At 59.9% G+C, this 20,044-nt stretch carries 13 protein-coding genes; 1 reads left to right on the top strand and 12 read right to left on the bottom strand.

Translation table 11 applies throughout. From position 1 onward, the window contains the following. The first annotated feature begins 5 nt into the window (after positions 1 to 5). Complete coding sequence (locus ACYQ6M_RS02810; RefSeq protein WP_460072014.1) at positions 6 to 1,241, top strand: Tm-1-like ATP-binding domain-containing protein; 1,236 nt, start codon at positions 6 to 8, stop codon at positions 1,239 to 1,241. 135 nt (positions 1,242 to 1,376) lie between these two features. Here the strand turns inward: ACYQ6M_RS02810 and ACYQ6M_RS02815 are convergent, their stop codons facing one another. The 12 genes from ACYQ6M_RS02815 to ACYQ6M_RS02870 all read right to left on the bottom strand — a co-directional run bounded on the left by ACYQ6M_RS02815 (position 1,377) and on the right by ACYQ6M_RS02870 (position 19,947). Further along, positions 1,377 to 3,938 (bottom strand): GcvT family protein, encoded by a 2,562-nt coding sequence (locus ACYQ6M_RS02815; protein ID WP_460072015.1) that lies wholly within the window; start codon positions 3,936 to 3,938, stop codon positions 1,377 to 1,379. Positions 3,939 to 4,372: 434 nt separating this feature from the next. After that, positions 4,373 to 5,038, bottom strand: coding sequence for a hypothetical protein (locus tag ACYQ6M_RS02820; RefSeq protein ID WP_055656035.1), 666 nt, complete (start codon positions 5,036 to 5,038; stop codon positions 4,373 to 4,375). 111 nt (positions 5,039 to 5,149) lie between these two features. Next, entirely contained in the window at positions 5,150 to 5,716 is a 567-nt protein-coding gene (locus ACYQ6M_RS02825; RefSeq protein WP_460072017.1) for a hypothetical protein, read from the bottom strand. 47 nt (positions 5,717 to 5,763) lie between these two features. After that, on the bottom strand, positions 5,764 to 7,176 hold the full coding sequence (locus ACYQ6M_RS02830) for a caspase family protein (RefSeq protein WP_081713232.1): 1,413 nt from the start codon (positions 7,174 to 7,176) through the stop codon (positions 5,764 to 5,766). Positions 7,177 to 7,382: 206 nt separating this feature from the next. Beyond that, positions 7,383 to 7,961: a histidine phosphatase family protein gene (locus ACYQ6M_RS02835; protein ID WP_023003301.1), complete on the bottom strand. Its 579-nt coding sequence runs from the start codon at positions 7,959 to 7,961 to the stop codon at positions 7,383 to 7,385. Positions 7,962 to 8,070: 109 nt separating this feature from the next. After that, positions 8,071 to 10,455: a methyl-accepting chemotaxis protein gene (locus tag ACYQ6M_RS02840; protein WP_460072020.1), complete on the bottom strand. Its 2,385-nt coding sequence runs from the start codon at positions 10,453 to 10,455 to the stop codon at positions 8,071 to 8,073. A gap of 488 nt (positions 10,456 to 10,943) precedes the next feature. Continuing rightward, on the bottom strand, positions 10,944 to 12,002 hold the full coding sequence (locus ACYQ6M_RS02845; protein ID WP_023003308.1) for an ABC transporter ATP-binding protein: 1,059 nt from the start codon (positions 12,000 to 12,002) through the stop codon (positions 10,944 to 10,946). Between the two features lie 27 nt (positions 12,003 to 12,029). Beyond that, on the bottom strand, positions 12,030 to 13,766 hold the full coding sequence (locus ACYQ6M_RS02850) for an ABC transporter permease (protein ID WP_055656025.1): 1,737 nt from the start codon (positions 13,764 to 13,766) through the stop codon (positions 12,030 to 12,032). Between the two features lie 86 nt (positions 13,767 to 13,852). Further along, positions 13,853 to 15,175 (bottom strand): ABC transporter substrate-binding protein, encoded by a 1,323-nt coding sequence (locus tag ACYQ6M_RS02855; RefSeq protein ID WP_460072022.1) that lies wholly within the window; start codon positions 15,173 to 15,175, stop codon positions 13,853 to 13,855. 150 nt (positions 15,176 to 15,325) lie between these two features. After that, on the bottom strand, positions 15,326 to 16,663 hold the full coding sequence (locus tag ACYQ6M_RS02860) for a sigma-54-dependent transcriptional regulator (protein ID WP_460072024.1): 1,338 nt from the start codon (positions 16,661 to 16,663) through the stop codon (positions 15,326 to 15,328). Next, positions 16,647 to 18,692 carry an ATP-binding protein gene (locus tag ACYQ6M_RS02865; protein WP_460072026.1) on the bottom strand — a complete coding sequence of 682 codons (2,046 nt, stop codon included), beginning with the start codon at positions 18,690 to 18,692 and terminating at the stop codon, positions 16,647 to 16,649. Before ACYQ6M_RS02865 ends, ACYQ6M_RS02860 begins: the two co-directional genes overlap by 17 nt. Further along, complete coding sequence (locus tag ACYQ6M_RS02870; RefSeq protein WP_460072028.1) at positions 18,685 to 19,947, bottom strand: ABC transporter substrate-binding protein; 1,263 nt, start codon at positions 19,945 to 19,947, stop codon at positions 18,685 to 18,687. Before ACYQ6M_RS02870 ends, ACYQ6M_RS02865 begins: the two co-directional genes overlap by 8 nt. Between the last annotated feature and the right edge of the window lie 97 nt (positions 19,948 to 20,044).

The raw sequence follows: 20,044 nt of genomic DNA on the forward strand, positions 1-20,044 counted from the left end.
TATCCATGACCAAGACAATCCTGTCCATCGGGACCTACGACACCAAGAATGCCGAACTGGAATTCATCGAGCAGACCATACGCGACCAGGGCGGCGAGGTGCTGACGATGGATGTCAGCGTGCTGGGTGATCCTGCGATGCCGACCGGCATTTCCAAGCATGAGGTCGCCAGGGCAGGCGGCATGTCCATTGAGGACGTGATTGCGCAAGGCGACGAGAACAAGGCTTTTCAGGTGATGGCGCAGGGTGCGGCAAAGCTTGTCGCCGACCTTTATGCGCAAGGCCGTATCGACGGCATGATCGCGCTTGGCGGAACCATGGGGACGGACCTGGCACTCGATTGTGCCCAGGCGCTGCCGATGGGCGTGCCGAAATTCATCGTGTCCACGGTCAGCTTCTCGTCTCTGATCCCGCCGGAACGGCTGGCGCCAGATATCCAGATGATCCTGTGGGCCGGTGGCCTTTATGGCCTCAACGAAATCTGCAAGTCGTCGCTGGCGCAGGCCGCGGGCGCCGTGCTGGGTGCCGCCAGGGCCGCGCAGATGCCGGATCGCTCAAAGCCGCTGGTCGGCATGACATCGCTTGGCTCCAGTTGCCTGTCCTATATGAAGCTTCTGAAACCGGCACTTGAAGACCGGGGGTACGAAGTCGCTGTCTTCCATTCCACCGGCATGGGCGGCATGGCCTTCGAAAGCCTGGCGCGGGAAGGGGCGTTCTGCTGCGTCATGGATTTCTGCTTGCAGGAATTCGGCAATCTCCTGGCAGGGTCGCTAGTCAGCAGCGGGCCGGACCGGCTGCAGAATGCAGGCAGGCTGGGCACGCCGCAGATCGTGGCGCCGGGCGCGCTTGATCTGGTGGATTTTGCCGGCTGGCAGGAAATCCCGGCGCAATATGCCGACAGGCCGTTTCACGAGCACAATCGTCTGATCAAGAGCTCCGTCTTCAACCCGCAGGAGCGCCGTCAGTGGGCGAATGCACTCGCCGACCGGCTGGAGGCGGCCAAGGGGCCGACCCATTTCCTGTTGCCGCTTGGCGGCATCGAGGCCTGGGACAAGGAGGGCGAGGAAGCCCACGATCCGGAGGGGCTGGCGGCCTTCATCGACGAAGTCAGGACAGTCTTCCCGGGCCGCATCGAGACGACCGAGGTTTCGGCGCATATCAACGACAAGGCGTTTGCGGATGCTGCGCTTGGCGTTTTCGACAGATGGGTCGAAGAAGGGATTGTCATGCGGGGCGGTTAAGGCCGCCGCGCGTGCCACGAAAGGAAAAAGCGCCGGCGAGCGGCGCTTTTTGGGGTCGTGAGATGGGGCTTTAGCTTGTTCTTGTGATCTGAGGTCAGTCCGTGGCACGTCGTTGCCTGTCACGGGCCTTGGTCATCAGGACCGTGGTTTCTGGTTTTCCGGATCGTAGAGCGGCTGATAGCCGACACCGGCGACCTCGACCGGGTAGGTTTCCGAGAAATACTCGACATTCAGCTTGCGGCCGACCTGGCAGTACTCCTGCGGCAGGTAGGCAAGAGCGATGTTCTTGCCGATGGTCGGGCCATAGGCGACCGAGGTCGTGTAGGAAATACGGCCCAGGCTGTCGACCAGCGTTTTGCCCGTGTCCGGATCCTGCACCGGCATCGCGCCGACCGGGTAACGTTTGACACCGCTTGCATCTGTGTTTTCAAGCATCACCAGCGTGCAGAGCATGGCCGGCTGCTTTTCGCGCTCCCGGTACTCGACGTGCTTTGCCTTGCCGCGGAAATCCGCTTCCTTGACCTTCGGGCGGGCCAGATCAGCCTCCAGGAGGTTATACTGGGTCAGAAGATCGGCGTTCTGCAGGCGCAGGGATTTTTCCATGCGGCGCGAGTTGGCGTAGGTTTCGACGCCGACTGCGATGACACCCGTGGACCGCAGAGCGTCCCAGACGGCCAGGCCGTCTTCGTACTTCATGTGCAGTTCCCAGCCCTGTTCACCGACATAGGACAGGCGCAGGGCCATGACGGACTTGCCGGCGATCTCGATCTGGCGGATGCCCGCAAACGGGAAATTTTCCGGATCGAGTGCTGCCGGATCGGCAACCACTTTCTTCAGGTTCTCACGGGCGTTCGGGCCCCAGATGCCGATGGTGGTGTACTGCTCGCTGACGTCGGTCACCGTGACGTCGAAGCCTTTGTCCTCGGCGATGCGCTTCACATAGTGATAGTCGCGCGGGCCGGCGTCCGCACCGTCGACGATGCGGCAGCGGTCTGCCATGCGGAAGACCGTGAGGTCGGCACGTACGTTGCCTTCGTCATCGAGGAAGTGGGTGTAGATACCCTTGCCGATGTTGGCATCGCCGCCGATCTTCGCGGCACACAGCCACTCCAGCAGTTCCACGTGGTCCGGGCCTTCGACGTCGAACATGTAGAAGTGCGACAGGTTGATGATGCCGCAGTTCTCGCTGAGTTCGAGCTGCTCGGCGTTGGAGACGCGCCAGAAATGGCGGTTGTCCCATTCGTTTTCACGAACCGGAACCCGGTCGCCGTACTTTTCCAGCAGATGCTCGTTGGCGGCATACCCATGCGCGCGTTCCCAGCCGCCCAGTTCCATGAAGTGGCCGCCGAGTTCAACCTCGCGGTCGTAGAACGGGGACCGCTTGACGCTGCGGCTCGTCAGGTAAGGCTCACGCGGGTGGATCGCCGGGAAATAGATCTTCTGCGCAGCTTCGTAGCAGCGGTCCTCGATGTATTTCTCGGTCAGCTGGTGGGAATAGAAGCGCGAATAGTCGATGGACGCATGGTCGATTTCAGTCCGGCCATCGGTGATCCAGTCAGCCAGCAGCTTGCCGTAGCCAGGTCCGTCCTTGACCCAGATCGCAACGCAGTACCACAGGCCGCGGACTTTCTGGCTTTCACCGCAGGAGGGGCCGCCGGCCGCGGAAACCTGCAGAAGGCCGTTGAAGGAATGGCCTTCGTTGTAGCCGATCTCGCCCAGGATCGGGGTCAGCTCCATGGCGCGCTCGAGCGGCTCCATGACCTGTTCCATTTCCAGATCGCGCTGGGAGGGGGACAGGCGTGCCTGATCCTTCTCCAGGAGATCGCGCGGGTGGCACATTCGCGGATGGGTCGGTTCGTAGTACCCCCACTCGATCTGGCCGCCTTCGGCCGTCTTGGGATCGCCCGTGTCGCGCATGTAGGCGGAGTTGCCCTGGTCGCGCAGCAGCGGATAGCCGATGTCCTTGCCGGTGCCTTCGAATTCGTTGTACGGGCCGAAGAAAGTCAGCGGATGGTCGACCGGCATTACCGGCAGGTCTTCGCCAACCATCTCGGCAATCAGGCGGCCCCACAGACCGGCGCAAACGATGACATGGTCAGCCATGATCGTGCCGCGGTGGGTCTTGACGCCCTTGATGTGGCCGTCCTCGACGATAAGGGACTGGGCCGGGGTATTGGCAAAGGCTTTCAGCTTGCCGGTCTTCTCGCCTTCATCAACAAGCTTGCCTGCAACCGTCTGCGAGCGCGGGATAACGAGACCTGCATCCGGGTCCCACATGCCGCCCTGGACCATGTCCTCTTCGATCAGCGGAAACTTTTCCTTGATCTCGGCCGGGGTCACGAGGCGCACATTGGTGCCGAAGGCCTTGCCCGAGGTCACCTTGCGCTTGATTTCCTCCATCCAGGTGTCGTCGCCGGTGCGCGCGACTTCCAGACCGCCGACGCGGGCGTAGTGACCCATCTTGTCGAAGAAGTCGATGGAGTACTGGGTGGTCCAGACGGACAGGTAGTCGTGGCTGGTGGTGTAGCAGAAGTCGGACGCATGGGCCGTCGAACCGATGTCGGTCGGAATGCCGGACTTGTCGATGCCGACAATGTCGGTCCAGCCGCGTTCGATGAGGTGATGTGCGATCGACGCGCCGACGATACCGCCGAGACCGACGATGACGATCTGTGCCTTGTCAGGAAATGCTGACATGTCTCATTCCTTTTTCATCGACCGGAGCGCAGTCCGCCTGCGTCCGGTCCGTGCGACTGCACCGGATTTCCGTTTCGTGGCGGCAGTATCGCGACTGATCGACAGGCAAAATAGCGTAATTGCGTCATGGCGGCATAAGCGCCACGACACGGTGGTTCAAATCGTCAGGAAAAGCTGGCTTGTGATTGCGACAGGCTGGTCGTGTTTCGAGAACGCGGCACGGTACGAAAACGGTCGCGAATTATCAGGGAAATGTCAGGGTTTCGGGTGCGTGGTGAAGTGTCCGGCAAGCGCGCCACGCCGGAAGGGAGTGGCGGCAAATGATAGGCGTTCGCCGCGTTGCGCTCCGGCCATCATATCCGTCAGGTGAGGATGGTTGCCCCGGGGAAACGTAAGCTGGAAAGCGGCGGCCCGGGGCAACGCGTCAGGTCCAATCAGCGAATGCTGCAGTTGCCTGAAGTCGATGTGCTGTTGATTGTGTAGCGCCACTTGGTCTTGCCGCCGTAGTAGCCAAGGCAGGGTCCGTCACAATAGCCGTTCTTGGCGTTCGAGAACTCCGAGAAACTGATGAAGCGGCAGCTGTTGCCGTCATAGGCGAACTTGTAGGTCCGCTTTGTGGTGCGGTCCTCGGCTGGGTCCTTTTCCTCTTCGGAAATTTCGACGATGCCGTTGCTGTAGGTGTAGCGCGAACAGATATTCCGCTTGTAGCCTTCCTCGATTTCCAGCTTGACGCAGTTGGTCCTGCCCTTGCCGGAGATGCTGCCGGAGGTCTTGACGCTTTTACCGTTCACAAACACGGTTCCCGCCTGGTTGTCCGGATCGGCGACCAGCAGATTGTCGCCGTTCTGGCGGATCAGAACGGCCGTGGTGCCTGTGCGGTTGTTGGTTTCGGTGAACGAACCCTTGTTGGTGTTGGAATAATAGTCCTTCTGCTCGATCTTGATATTCGAGCTCAGGAAAATCTTCTTGCTGCCGAGATCGAAGGTCGCGGGAGCTGATTTGGAACTCTGGGCCGGGGAGGCGCCTTCCGGTGCCGTCGACTGGCAACCGGCCATACCCAGCATTGAGGTCGTCAATGCCAGGAACAAAATCTTCTTCACAATAAGTCTCCTTCCGGGAAAATGCCCTCCATCTGGAGGATCTTGAAATTCGATGTTGATGGATTTGTTTGGAGCTGTGGTTGCGGGTTTGCCGGTGCGCTGTCCATGCCGTCACTTTCCATAGACATCGGTTTGCGGACCGTCCTGAACCTTGCAAATGAGCGAGGTCGGCTTTCCATAGGCGTACTTGAGCTGGGTGTTGGAGAAGTGCTCCTGCCTGAACTCCAGGATCCGGCACTCCTTGCCGTTCATTTCCAGCGTGAATGCGTTTTTCCGGATGTATCCGTCTTCAACCATTTCCATGGTGTGGACTGCATGAAGACGGTTTGCGGAGAGCCGCTCAACATCCACGAAATGGACGATGGGGTCGCCAGATTTGGTTTTATTGACCCTCTCACCTGATCCCGTGCCGGTTGGTATCCGGACGCCTTCCGTTTCGAAGTTCGAGTGAAACGAAAAGGAATAGAACAGGTCGTCGTTCCCGGCGAAGAAGATGGCGGCGAGATAGAACCACGCGCTGTGTTCCCAGACGCAGGACTGTGTGCCGTCGGCAAAACCGCAGATCGGCATGGTGATGTCGATCGTTATGGTCTTGCCGGACATGTCGTCCGCGCTTGCGTTTCCTGCAAAGCCGGCCGCAAGAAGCAGGCAGGCTGCCAGAGTTTTTATCAACCCCATCTTGCCCCGATCATCTGAAACTCGAGCACGTGTGCCGCTCTGCCAGGTCAGTCACAATATTGCTGGCCGTTGAACGTGAAGCAGTTGCCTCCGGATGAGGAGGACTGGGGACTGGGTTTCGACTTCGTGTAACACTGCCCTGCTGAAGAGAGCAGTTGTCCGGCCGGGCAGGTTTTCAGAACACACTCGTTGTTCTTCAATACGTAGCGGGCGGAACAGGTCAGCGGACATATCCTGCCGTCGAGCTGCCGAAGTTTCTTCAGGACAGCCGCGTTGGGAGACAAGGACGCAAGCTGAAGCTTGGCTTCGTTCCTCAAGGTGTCGAGCGCGCGGCCACTTTTCGGGCCCCAGACACCGTCTGGCGAACCTGCGTCGCAGCCAAGCCTGTTGAGTTCCACCTGGACGGCCCTCGTCAGTTCCTTCGGGTCGGACGGGACCGGAGCTTCGTTTATCGGTTGCTCGGCTTCGCTCGGTGCAAGACTTGCCTGGACCTGCGGCTTGTCTTCGAGGTCCTTCAGTCGGTTGGCGGCGACACCTGCGAAAAGGCCGTTTGGAAACTGGGCGAGATAGGCGCGCAGTTCCGAGATGGAAGGATTGTCGCGAATGGCGGTCCAGTAGGCGACGTCGAGGCTGCCCTGGCTGCCGGCTTCTCCGGCGGTATCGTCTGGCAGCGGACCGTCTTCATAAAAGTAGAAATCACCGGTGATCGAGCTGACTTCCCAAGGCACCTGCCGGTCGGCGGTTTCGGCCAGAACATCGCGCCGGGCCTGTTTGAAGACGGATTCAATCGGCTCGCCGGGACTGGTCTCGATGGCGCGGCTGAGGGCGGCCGTGTAGGGGGAATTTCCAGCGGAACCGTCCATCGCGACCTGCCCGGGTGACGTCGCATAGGCGATCAGGGTGCCCATTGGTGCATCGATGGGGGCAAGGCCACGGGTGGCCGAGCGGAAAGAGCCTTTGAAGGGATTGTTGCGACAGGCATCCAGTACGACGATGTTCACCGGACTGCTGGACGAGTTCATCACCTTGAGGAAGTCGTTGACGTTGATGCCCTCGAGATCGACCTCGTCCTCATCCGCCAGAAGGGCGTTCACCGGGATGAGATAATTCTCCCCGCGTACCTGCACACCGTGCCCGGCGTAGTAGATCAGGCCTGCTTCGATCGACGAATCCCGCAAGGTGCGACCAAACTCGAGAAGTTCCCGCTTCATATCCCTGTAGTTGCCGTCGATGAGTTGCCTCACTTCAAAACCGGCATCGCCCAAGGTTTTTGCCATGAGAAGGGCATCGTTTTCAGGGTTTTTCAGAGATTGAATATGTTCGTAATTCGAATTGCCGATGATGAGTGCGACACGCTTACCCGCAAAGGCGGATCCTGTACTGGAAATTATTTGAATAAATACGATGGTCGTTAAAATGACGCCTAAACGAATAATATGTGCTGGCAGCAAATAGTTCACTTGTAGCCCCCGCTAAGTGAATGAAATAAAGCAGTTCTTGCTGAATACTCTCCTTTGTATAGCTGCAGCACCGGTTTCCTGTCCACAGCGTCAATGGAGGAAGACCATTGCCAAAGTGACGGGTTCGTCCTGTCTTCCGGTTTTGGTCTTGTATTTTTCGCGGGGGAAGGTGCTGGGCGTGCAGAACGGGGGCACGCCCGCAGTCTTTAGCTCCAGACCGTTTCCTGTCCGTTTTCAAGCACATGAACCACGCCCTGCGGTTCCTTGAGGCTGAGGATCCCGGTGTCATCGAGGCCAAGAACGATACCTCGAATAACCTTGCCGATCTGGCCATGGGCCACTGCGATTGTCGGTCCCGTCAGGCCTGCAAGCCAGGCTCCGGCGCGCTCACGCATCTGCTGCAGTGTCTCGCCACCCGGCGCGCCAAAATACCAGGTGTTGCCGGGCTTGCCGTTCATGTGTTCGGGATACTTCTCGAACATCTCGGGCCTTGTCAGGCCGCTCAAACCGCCGACATCGATTTCGACGAGCAGGTCGGTTTCAACCGGCGAAAAGTCGAAGTTCTGCTGCAGGTACTGCGAGGTTTCCAGGGTTCGGCCCAAGGGGCTGACCATCTGGTCGTAACCTTCGGCTGATACCAGTTCGCGGGCGAGGATCTTTCCCAAGAGGGTCGCCTGCTCGCGTCCCTTTGCGGTCAGGGGAGAATCCAGCCGGCCTTGCGCACGGCCGATCAGGTTCCATTCTGTTTCGCCGTGGCGCATGAAGATGATTTTCGGATGGGTCATCGGATTGTCTTTTTAAGTGTCATGTTGGCGGTCCGTTCGGGCCGAACCGGTTTCTCGGGGGGGAGTGGGCGGGCAGCAGTCAGTGCTCCTGCCCGGCAGGCGTTTGACCTCAGGCGGCCGCCACTTCGTTGAGGAATGTCGTCACGGTCGACCGAATGCGTGCTGTCTGCTGGTTCAGGTTGTCGGAGGCATTCAGAACATCGCTTGCGGATTTCCGGGTGTCGCCGATCGCATCCGAAACGCTGGACATGTCTTCGACGACCGCCATGGTTCGATTGGAGGCGAGGGCGGCATTCCGCGCGATTTCGTTTGTTGCGTAGCCCTGCTGCTCGACAGGAGCAGCAATCGCGCTGGTGCACTCCGAGACGTCCTGCATGATCGCGACGATCTCGCCGATGGCCGTAACCGTTTCCGATGCGGACGCCTGCATGGCCGCAATCTGCGAGGCGATTTCATTTGTCGCTCTTGCGGTCTGTGTTGCCAGCGACTTGACCTCTGCCGCCACAACGGCAAAGCCCTTGCCGGCTTCCCCGGCACGAGCCGCCTCGATGGTGGCGTTGAGCGCCAGCAAGTTGGTTTGTTCGGCGATCTCGGAAATCAGGGAAACAACGCCTTCGATGCTTTGTGCGGTTTCCGCCAGGCCGGTGATCTTGCTGCTGGTCCGGTTGGCGTTGTCCGCGGCGTTGCTGACGATCTGGCTTGACGTTTCCACCTGCCGGGCGATCTCGGCAATCGAGGCAGCCATCTCGTCGGTGGCAGCCGCGACGGCCTGAACGTTGCCGGAGGCTTCGTTCGAGGAACCGGTGGCGTTGCCGGTGAGGGAAGATGCCGTTTCGGCAATCACCGTCATGGACTGGGCAGTGTCCTGCATCTGTCCGGCATTTTCGGACAGGCTCTTCAGGACGTCCTGAATGTCATTGCGGAACCCGGCCACCAGCCGGTCTATATGCTGTTGGCGCTCCTCACTGGCCAACTGGCTTTGCATCCGTTCTTCGCCAAGGCGGCGGTTTTCCAGCAGGCTGTCACGGAAAATCAGGAGTGCCTGACGGAGCTGCCCAACCTCGTCGCGCGTGACCGCACCGTCGATCGTGACATCGACTTCGCCGTCAGCCAGACGACGGGTCGCAGCTGTCAGAACGGACACGGGGCGGGCAACGGTGAACCAGAGTGCAACTGCCGCCGCAATGCCGAATACCAGCCCGACCGCGGACACTGCCAACAGGATGAGTGTCGACCTTGCCTCCGTACTGGCGGCACTGGTTTCCAGCCTTTCGTTGAGCGCGGAAATGCCTTCGGCAAACTTTGTCTCGGCAGTGTCGGCAGCAGCAAGCGCAACCCGGAAATCTGCCATGGCTGAAGACAGTTTCGCAAAGGCGCTGCCCAGGGTTTCGATTGCGGTGCGCGCTGCGACCGCATCGGCTCCCGTCAGCATGGTGGACAACACCTGTTCCTGTTGCATCTGCAGGGCCGCGATACTGTCGAGCACCGCCTTGCGGGTAAGATCCGACCGGTTGACCTGGAACTGCCAGAACGCATCTGACAACACCCGGGCTTCGGCAGCAAAGTCGTCGCCGGCCTTGGCTTCGGCAACAGCGGAGCGGGCAAGTCCCTCGATCGCCAGCATGTCGCCGTGGGCCGTCTTGAAGGCGCGGCCAAGGTCATTGCGCACGGCATCGGTCAGGCCTGCAAGGCTGTCAAAGCCCTTGGTCAGAGCGTCTCTCCTGGACAGCGCCTGGGACGGATCCTTCTGTACAGCGGAGAGCAGGGCGCGCATGGCGTTGGCGCCTTCGGCAAGGTCACGTGCGGGCTGCAGGTTTTCCGACACGGTTGCGGAGGACGTCAGCTTGCGGATCAGGAGATAGTACTTGCCGAAGGATTTGCTGACCGCCTTCATGTGAGCCGCGTCCGGATGTCGAAACAGGGTCTCCAGATCCAGCTTGAGCTGCATGGAGTGGGCGCTGGCAAGTGTTGCTGCCTGCGCGAGTTCACTGGCTGCTTCCCCACTTGTTCTCAAGGATTGCAGTTCGTCGACCAGCTTCTGTTCGCGTTTCGCTGCCGCCTGGGCAACGCTGTGGCCGATCGCCATCAGGTTTTCCAGGGACGTCGTCATCTGCAGGCGTTTGCGTTCGATTTCTTCCTCGGAGGCAACCAGGGTGTCGAAAGCAGTCGAGAATGCCGCAATGTTGCCGGTCGCCGAGGCAACGTCTTCTCCACCGGCTTGCAGTACGGACAGCGTCGCGGAGATGTCGGTCATGCTGTCCTTCACCACGGAGACGTCATCCGGATTGCCGGATTCGACGTAACGCGCTTTCAGGCGGTTAAGCTGGGCCATGGACATCAGGGCAGAGCCCGTTGTCTGGGAGGTTTGAATTGCCCCGCCCATCTGGCGGGTCGCGACATAGCCGACGACCGCAACGGACATTGTAAGCAGAACGGAAACAGCCATGCAGATGGCGAGTTTCATCGATATCGGAAGATTGCCGGCGGCTCTCATGTTTCCCCCATGAATCGAGTTTCAGTGGTTCACTGAACTCCATGCCGCCACAGGAGTAATCCGGGAAAGCTAGGTGGTAGTTGTTACCAAACTATTTATGATCAGGTCAGTTTTATCGGTGAGGCAAGTGCCTAGCCAAAGTTGACTAATATCACCGAGCATCGGAACCTTCCTTGATCCACTGAAATGCTTGAAAGGCGTTGCGATTTTCTTCGCGGTGCGAGGCCTGTATCGCGATTCCGATTTCAAAAACTTGACCTTGCGTCATATTGGCAAGTGTTTCTGCGAAAGATGGCCCGTGAACTGACGCTCACGGGCCCCGGCGCCCGAACCTTGGGCTTTCAGCTCCTCCCAGCCGGCAGTGGCGGCCGCCCGCAGGGAGAAGGGTGAGAGGAGGTTGGGCCGGGCACCGGAACTGAATGGCGTGAAGACACCTGCACCGGGCAGGAAGCCGGCACGATCCCGTGCAGGCCTGATGCCGAAAAACGTCAGAGCAACACGGCGTTCCGGGTGTTGACGCTCATCTTCACTTCCATGCCGGGTTCGTACCAGTCGACACCGCCCACATGTTTCTGATCGATGATCAGCTCACTGCCTGCTGCTTCCACCAGGTAGCGCGTCTGGCTGCCGAGAAATTCCCGGTGCTTGACCTTGCCCGTAATCAGGTCCGGGTGGTTCTGGTCGGTGACGATTTCAATGTTCTGCGGCCGCAGCACGAGCGAAGAACCGTCGGGGCTGCCTGCACCGAGATGAAGCACTTCGCCGGAGGCAATCTTGAAGGTATTTCCGCCGTCGCCACGTTGAAGTGTTCCGTCGATGATGTTTGCGGTTCCCAGGAATTTTGCCACGAACAGATTTGCCGGCGTGTCGTAGAGTTCCTGCGGCGTGCCCATCTGCTGGATGACACCGCCGTCGAGCACGGCCATCCGGTCGGCGGTGGTGTTGGCCTCTTCCTGGTCGTGGGTGACGAAGATGGTCGTCAGGCCCAGCTTCCTTTGAAGGGACAAAAGTTCCCGGCGCATCTGGATGCGCAGGCTGGCGTCAAGGTTCGACAGCGGCTCGTCGAGCAGCAGGACATCCGGCTCGACGACGACGGTGCGGGCAAGAGCCACGCGCTGCTGCTGGCCGCCGGAAAGCTGGGAAGGCATGCGGTCGGCGAGATGCAGGAGGCCGACGAGTTCCAGTGCTGATTCCACACGGGTACCGATGTCCTTGCGCGCGACTTTCCGCTCCTCAAGGCCGAAGGCGACGTTGGCACGAACCGACATGTGAGGCCACAGGGCATAGGACTGGAACACCATGCCGACATTGCGTTTCCAGGGCGGAAGCTTGGCAATGTCGCGGCCTCCGATGAGAATGCGTCCTCTGGGTGTCGGGCCGAAGCCTGCAATGGCACGCAGGAGGGTGGACTTGCCGGAGCCGGACGGGCCAAGGAAGGCGTAGAATTCACCCGGTTCGATGGTCATGTTGACGCCGCGCAGGACTTCGGTGGTGCCGAAGGAGAGATGCAGGTCCTCGATCCGTATTTCGACTGCTTTTCTGGTCATTGGAAGTGTTTCCTCGAAATTGAACGCTCAGTGGGATGCGCGGACTTCGGCCTTGCGGGCCCGGTCCTTCTCGATGATGCGGTTCGACAGGTACGTCCCCAGGCCGACGATCACGACGGCGAGGATGCCGAGTGCCGCTCCGGCACCCCGGCCGGACGGACTTTGCATGTAGAGGTAGATCCCGTAGGAGAGCGGAGCGTCGTCGCTGGTGGAGACCAGCATGATGGTTGCCGACAGTTCGACTGCGGCTGTGGCAAAGCTGGTGACGAAACCGGCGAGGATCCCCCCGGCCATCAGCGGAACGACGATCCTGCGGATGGAGCGGCCCTTGGAAGCGCCGAGGTTTTCCGCTGCTTCCTCAAGCGACAGGCTGACCTGCTGAAGCGCGGCCATGCAGGCTCTGAGCGCATAGGGCAGGCGGCGCACGGTCAGGGCGATCACGATGATGACCCACCAGGACGCCAGCGGCTTGCCGATGACCGGCACCTCGAAGCTGTGGAACAGACGCAGGTAGCCGATGCCGAGCACGACGCCGGGTACGGCAAGCGCGGCGGTCGCCATGTAGTCGAGCATCTTGCGGCCCTTGATGCCGGTTCGCAGCACGATGTAGGCGATTGCCGTTCCCAGGATGATGTCGAAGCCGGCGGCAAGGCCTGCGTAGATCAGTGTGTTGACCACATATTGCAGGGACTGTTCGAACACGGTGGCGAAGTTGGCCAGTGTGTAGCCGTCCGGCAGCGGGCTGAACGACCAGATCGTGCCGAACGCAAGCAGCGTCAGACCGAAATGCGGCGACAGGACCAGAAGCAGGATGAAGACGACGACGCCATAGGCAACGATCTTCTCGCCGCGCGACAGGTCGCGCCGCGCAAGGCCGCCACCACCCTTTTGAACCGTGGCGTAATCCTTGCCCCGCATGAACAGGAAGGACGCCCACAGCGAAAAGACCGAGAAGGCCACCAGGATGAAGGAAATGACGTAGCCCATCGGATCGCTGATGCCGACGGAGGAAATGCGCAGATAGGCCTGGGGGGCCAGCATGTTGTTGACGTTGAGCAGCAACGGGGTGCCGAGATCGTCAAAGACCTTGATGAACACCAGCGCGGCGCCGGCAATGTAACCGGGCATGGCGAGCGGGAACACGATCCGGCGGAACAGGCGCAAGCCCGTGCAGCCGAGGTTCTGTGCCGATTCTTCCATTGCCTTGTCGATGTTGCGGAGCGACGCCGACAGGTTGATCAGGATGAACGGGAAATAGTGCAGGGACTGGACGAAGATGACGCCGTTCAGACCTTCCATGAACGGGATCTTGAAGCCAAGGTATTGCGACAGCAGAAGGTTGACCGTGCCGTTGCGGCCGAACAGGAGCTGCATCGCGATGGCTCCGACGAAGGGCGGCATGATCAGCGGGATGACGCCGATGCTCTGGATCAGCGCGCTTCCGCCGAAGTTGAAACGGGTGGTGATATAGGCCAGCGGCAGGGCGATAACCGTTGCCACGACCACGGACATCGCCGAGACGTAGAAGGAGTTCACGAAGGAACTGCGGAACAGCGACGAGCGGAAGAAATCGCCGAAATTCTGGAGCGTCAGGGCTCCTGTGTGGGGATCCTGGAAGGCGACATAGGTCACCTTCAGGACGGGAAGGATGAGAAACGCCAGCAGGAAGATGGCGATCGCGACGCCCGCAATTGCGGTGCCGGACAGCTCGGGAAATATGCGCCACTGCCTTGCAGGCGCAGTCGCTGCATTGCTCGTAGTCATCGGCTATGAACTCCGGGGAAGAGGCCGCACCTTCCCTGTTCCGGGCGGTGCGGCAAGTTCGACGTGATGTTGTTTTTGGTTTTCCGTCAGAGGCTGGCGGCTTTTTCCGCCAGAGCCTTGGCCTTTGCGTAGTTCTCGACCACGAAGGCATCCCACTGCTGCTCGACTTCTGCCTGGCGGCCCTCGATGACGTCGCTTTCCTTCTTGCGTTTCTGCTGGAAGACGGCGGCGAAGGAGGGGTCGAGACTTTCTTCCTCGGTGATGGGGGTAGCGTCGATGAGTGCGCGTGCTTCGGCGATCAGTGCCTTGGCTTCCGCATTGTCCTTGTCGGCAAGCGCAATCTCGGCAAGCTGCACGGCCCTGACGGCTTCACGCAGCTCGGTCAGACGGTAGGTGACCATGACGTCGAACAGGGAATTGACGACGTTGTAGCGCTTTTCCGAGCGGTCGGCGTCGAAGTTGACCGATGCCTTCACATCATCGCCTTCGAACGGGTTCGGAATGCCGTCCGGTGCGGTCGCGTAAGCCGCCGGGTTGACCGGCAGACGCATGATGGCCGGATCGAACAGGACCTGCTGGCCTTCCGGCGACAGCACGAACTCGATGAACGCCTTTGCACCTTCCGGGTTGGGAGCGTTTTTCACGACACCGATGTTGGCAGGTACAACGGCAGTGACCGACGGATAGGCGAAGTCGACCGGGAAGCCGGACGCGCGGGACGAGAAGCCGAAGAAGTCGATAACGACGCCGAGGCCGAAGTTGCCCGAGTTGACGCCATCCGGCACACCGAAGCTGCGCTCGGTGACCGTGTTCATGTTACCGGACATCCACTTCCAGTCGGCCCAGCCCTTTTCCCAGCCGGCGCCCTGCAGAAGCGTTTCGACCGTCAGGTGCGTGGTGCCGGAGCGGGACGGTGCGGACATGCCGACATGACCGAAATATTCCGGCTTGGCCAGGTCTTCCCATTCCTTTGCCGGTTCCAGCTCGTTGGCCTGCAGGTAGCGGGTGTTCCACATGATGCCGTAACCGGATGCGGCAAAACCGTAATAGAAGCCGTCGGGATCATTGATCGGGTACGTGCCGATCTTTTCCGGAATGCCTTCGGCGTTGATTTCGACCTTGGCAAGCAGGTCGTTGCCCTTCAGCACTTCGAACGCATCCGGGGCGGACGCCCACATCAGGTCGGACGTGTTGTTTCCGGCGGTTTCCTGAATGTATTTGACGGCTGCGGATGTTCCCTTGCTCAGGATTTCCAGCTCGTAGTCCAGGTTGGATGCAGCAAAGGCGGCTTCGAATGCATCGGTCAGTTCCTTCGGAAAGGATGTCACGACGACCACCTTGTCGGCAGCATTCGCCACGCCGGCAGACACCAGCAGTCCCAGTGCCGTCAGGCCCAGTAATTTCCTCATTGGATTATGTCTCCTCCATTCTGACGCAAGGGGGGTGATCCAGCCCCTTGTTCGTTCAGCGAGGAAACGCTATCACTGGCGAAATTTTCGAGTCAAATTATTGAATTTATTGATATTTTTGTGTCAAAACTGACACGTTCAACGTGTCGATCATGACCCGTCTTCCTCCGCAAGGCCACAGCTTTTCAGGCGCAGGTAAAGTCTCTTGCGCGGGATTCCGAGCAGTTCGGCGGCTTCTGCCTTTCGGCCACTGGTCTGAAGCAGAGCGTTCTGCAAGAGCTCGGTTTCGAAGGCGGTCATGGCCGCCTCATAGCCTGTGGAGACCTCAATGGGCTGGCCGCTGCCTATCTGTAGGTCAGCCTCCAGGCCGATGACAAGCCGTGCAGCGATGTTGCGAATTTCGCGAACATTGCCGGGCCAGTCATAAGTTAGGAACTGCTTTTTCTGGCGCTGCGACAGTTTCGGAAGCGGCAGGCCGTGGTTTTCCGAGGCCTGATCCAGAAGGTGTTCCATCAGTTCGATGACATCCCCGCCGCGTTCACGCACCGGCGGGAGGGACAGGGTTGCCACATTCATCCGGTGATAGAGATCGCCCCGGAGGCGGCCATCGTGAACGAGGGCGGCAGGGTTGGTCTTCACGCCGGCGATGACGCGGATGTCGACCGGGACGGCATCGCTGCCGCCCAGCCTGGTGATCTTGCGCTCTTCCAGTACACGCAGAAACCGCGTCTGCAGCGCATTGGGCATGGAATCAAGTTCATCCAGATAGAGTGTTCCGCCCTGCGCCCGTTCGATCCGCCCCGGGAAGGAGCCGTTTTCGGTTTCGAAGCCGAACAGTTCGCGGTCAATGTCCATCTCCGTGACGGCACCGCAGTTGATCGTCACAAGCGGTCCCGGCGCGCGCGGGGACAGTTGATGCAGACAGCGTGCGGTCAGGTCCTTGCCGGTGCCGGTTTCGCCGTGCAGAAGCACATCGACATTCAGCGGGCCGATCCGCGAAATCGTCGACCGCAGGTCAGCCATGACCTGCGAACTGCCGATAAGCTCACCCTGAGGATCGCGGATGCGCTGAACCTTGCGCCGCAGCGCCAGGTTTTCGAGTTGCAGCCTGCGCTTTTCAAGTGCCCGGCGGGCCGTGTCGATCAGGTGTTGCGGTTCGGTGGATTTCTCGATGAAGTCATAGGCGTTGTGCTTCATCGCCTGGATCGCGGTCTTCACGTCACCGTGTGCCGTAATGACGATGAAGGGGACCTGGGGGGCATTTTCCTGGATCAGGCGCAGAAACTCCATGCCGGTTCTGCCGGGCATGCGAATATCGCTGATGACGATGCCGTTCCAGTTGGGCTGGATCTGTTCGGCAATCACATTGGCGTTGGCGTAGCAACGTACGCTGAAACCGGCGAGCTCGAGCGTTTCCTGCATTGCTTCCAGCAGATCCGCATCATCGTCGACCAGAACGATTTCGCCCGTTTCAAACCGAGTGCTCAAGCTGCCCCACCTTGTTCTGTGCCGCGCATGGCAGCCTCAGCTGAACGGTTACGCCACCCTGGTCGTTTTCCGCAAGTTCCAGATGCCCGTCCATGTCCTGCATGATATTGAAGGAGATGGTCAATCCAAGACCGAGACCCTTGCCGACTTCCTTGGTGGTCACGAACGGGTCGGTCAGCTGCGTTGCCGATTGCCCCTGAAGGCCGATGCCGTTGTCGGCGATCAGGATGGTCGCGTCACCGCCGGTTTGCTCTGCCTCGATGCGGATTTCACCGCCGCCTGCCGCTTTCATGTCGATGGCGTCGACCGAGTTGCCGATGACGTTGATCAGGACCTGTTCCAGCAACACGGGATCCGCGCGGAGGGTTAGCTTGCCGGTAGCGTCGGAGACCTTGAGCGCGACGCTGCTTTCCTCCAGGCGCCGCTCGAACAGCGATACGACAGGTTCCAGGGCGTGATCCAGTGTCAGGTCCTTGACCGCGTAGTCCGAACGGCGGGCAATGCCGTTCAGGTGCTTGATGACGCGCGACATCCGCTCGGCAAGGTTTTCAACGACGTCGACCTTGGCTTCGACCGCTTCGCTCTTGCCCTTGGCAAGCAGCAGTCGAAGGTTGTGCAGGTGATGTTTCATAGCCGCGAGCGGCTGGTTCAGTTCGTGACTGATGCCAGCAGACATCTGGCCGAGAGCCGCCAGCTTGCCGGCCTGAACAAGTTCGCGCTGGGTCTGCTTCAACTGGTCGAAGGCGCGTTTGCGCTCGACGATTTCCTTTTGCAGGTTTTCGTGGGTTCTGTTCAGTTCGACCACGGAGGATCTGAAGATCTCCGTCGCTGCCCCCATGCGGGCGATCTCGTCGTTGCCGCGGGTGGGGATCGGCGTGGAGAGATTTCCCTGAGCGATCTCGATCAGGGCTTCTGCCAGCCGGTGCAGTCGGGCAACAATCTGGTTGCGGACATAAAACAGCAGAATGCCGGCGCAGATGACGCCGCAGATAACAGTTGCGACGGCCAGCAGAAGAGAGGCAATGCGCAGCCGTTCGGCTGCCTGATTGGTGAAGGTGAGGGCGGCAAGACGGCGTTCCCTGCCCAGTTCGACCAGGGCTGCCTGAAGATCTGCGACGGCGGCCTGTGCGGTGCTGAGGTCGCCAAGTGCCTGTTGCTGCAGCTCGATCCGGTCACGCGATCCTGCAAAGACACCCGTTTCGTCATAGGCGAAGGCCTGCAGACGCTCCAGCGAGGACACCAGCGTTTCGGTGTCGGCCTTTTGCGGGACTTCCGCCAGCATGCCCTGGAGGTTTTCAAGCGCGTCGAAATTCAGATCTTCGAGCTGCGCGAGTTTTTCCGCCGTGTCGACGTAAAGTGCCTGCAGCAGGAAGGTAATCGCCGTCGCAGTGCTTGACCCGATTGTCTGCATCTGTTCGCGAAGAAGGGTTTCCTGCCGGATGATCGCGGCAGCCGCGACCCGGTCGGTGCGCGACTGCGAGCGGACCATTTCTGAAGACAGGCTGTCGATGTTGAAGGACAGGTCCTGAATGCGGGCAGCGACTTCGGTCTGGATATCGATCTGCAGCCAGCGCAGTTCCACCTGGTAGTGTTCCAGCGACCTGTTGATCGCCTGCAGATCCCGGGAGACCTGCAGGAAGGACCCGAGCTTGTCGCTCAAGGTTTCCTTCGCCTCGATTATCTTCGCGGTGTTTTTCGTGTCGCTCAGGATGTTTGTTTCCAGAAGGCCCGAGATGCCCTGGCTTGCGGCTTCCACATCCTCGCGCATGGCTTCCGGTTCGCGTTCCCGGGTCTGAGCGGCAATCTCGGTCGCGATGACGGCCAGCCGCGTCGCATATTCGGAAAGTTCGGAGGCCAGGGCGATTTCCGGAATGCTCTTTTCGGTGATCTCACCAAAATCGCTGCGTGCCTGAGTGAAGAAGACCACGCCGATGGCCAGGATGATCCAGGTGATCGCGGCAATCGTGAGGATGGACAGCAGCAATCGAAACCATATCGTGCCGCGCCCGCGGTTTGCCGTCTCAGTCATTGACAGTCAGACCATTCCGGATGCTTGCCTCGAGCCCGGTCAGCATGGCATCGACTTCCGCCAATTGCTCCCTGGCGGCAACGCGCCAGGTGGCAAGGCTCCATTCCTCGCCCGTTCCGACAAGCGAGTTCGCGCCTTCCTCCTGCGCGTCCCGGTAGCGTTCCGAGCGCACGGCATCGATCTCGGACACGGGAAGCTGGTTGAGCTTCTTCTTAATCTTGATCAGCGAAGGGACGAGATCGGGAGGCGCCTGACGGCTCAACGTTTCCAGGCGCCGCAACAGGTTTCTGCGCTGAACCAGATTTCTGGTGATGAAGATGTCGAACAGGTCGTTGACGGCCTGATACCGGGTTTCGGCAAGATTGGGGTCATAGGTGGACCAGCTGAATTTCAGCGCAGCCTGCACTTCCCTGGGGAACTGGTTCAGGGATTGTTCGCGAACAGTGGTGTCCACCGGGATCCTGCGGATGTCGGGCTGTGTCAGCAGTTCCTGCGCCGGTGTGCTCAACATGAAATCGATGAACAGGCCCGCCTCCTCATGGGCGGAACCGTGGTTGAGAACGGAAATCCGGGCAGGGGCCATCATGACCGGTTGACCATATTGAAAGCGGACGCCGTCGTCGGCTTCCGTCAGCGCGAGAAAATCAATCGACAGGCCGACATCGAAGCGGCCGCGCTTGAGCCCTTCTATGACACTGAAACTGCGGGCGGTGATGGTCTTGAGGTTCTGGGACAGGCCGAAGATATACTGCCAGCCCCGATCCCAGCCGCGGTCCTGAAGGATGACTTCCAGCAGCATGTGCGTGGACCCTGACCGGGCAGGGTGGGACATGGCCAGCCTGTCCTGAAAGCGTGCGTCCAGCAGATCGTTCCAGCTTGTGGGCGGCCTGCCTTCAAAGTCTTCCGTCCAGCACCAGCCGACACCGGAATAGGCGAAATCGACAAAGGTCTGGCTGCTGTCCTGTGAGCGTTCCCGCAGGCGGCCGAATTTCTCGAGAAGGGAAAAGGCCTCCGGTGACGACGACCAGAACAGGTCGAAGCCGCGCGGGTTGTCCAGCAGAATTTCCTCGACCGAGGCAACCGTGTTCTTGTTCAGGACGGTAACGTTGATCGCCGGATACTTCTTCGAAAACGCATCGACGAAGGGCTTCGTGAAATAGTCCGGAAAGGACGTCAGGACACGAAGATCCCGCGCGTTTGCGGCAGTCAACTGGAGGAGTGTCGCCAGGCAGGACATCGCAATGACGACCAGCATGACGGATATTTTCTGAAAACTGATTGCGCCTGACATCCCGGATTGCCTCATTTTGAGGCACCTTATATCAGAATTCCGAGCGTCGACGGAAATATGC

It is taken from the genome of Roseibium sp. ROS1, from assembly GCF_054658215.1.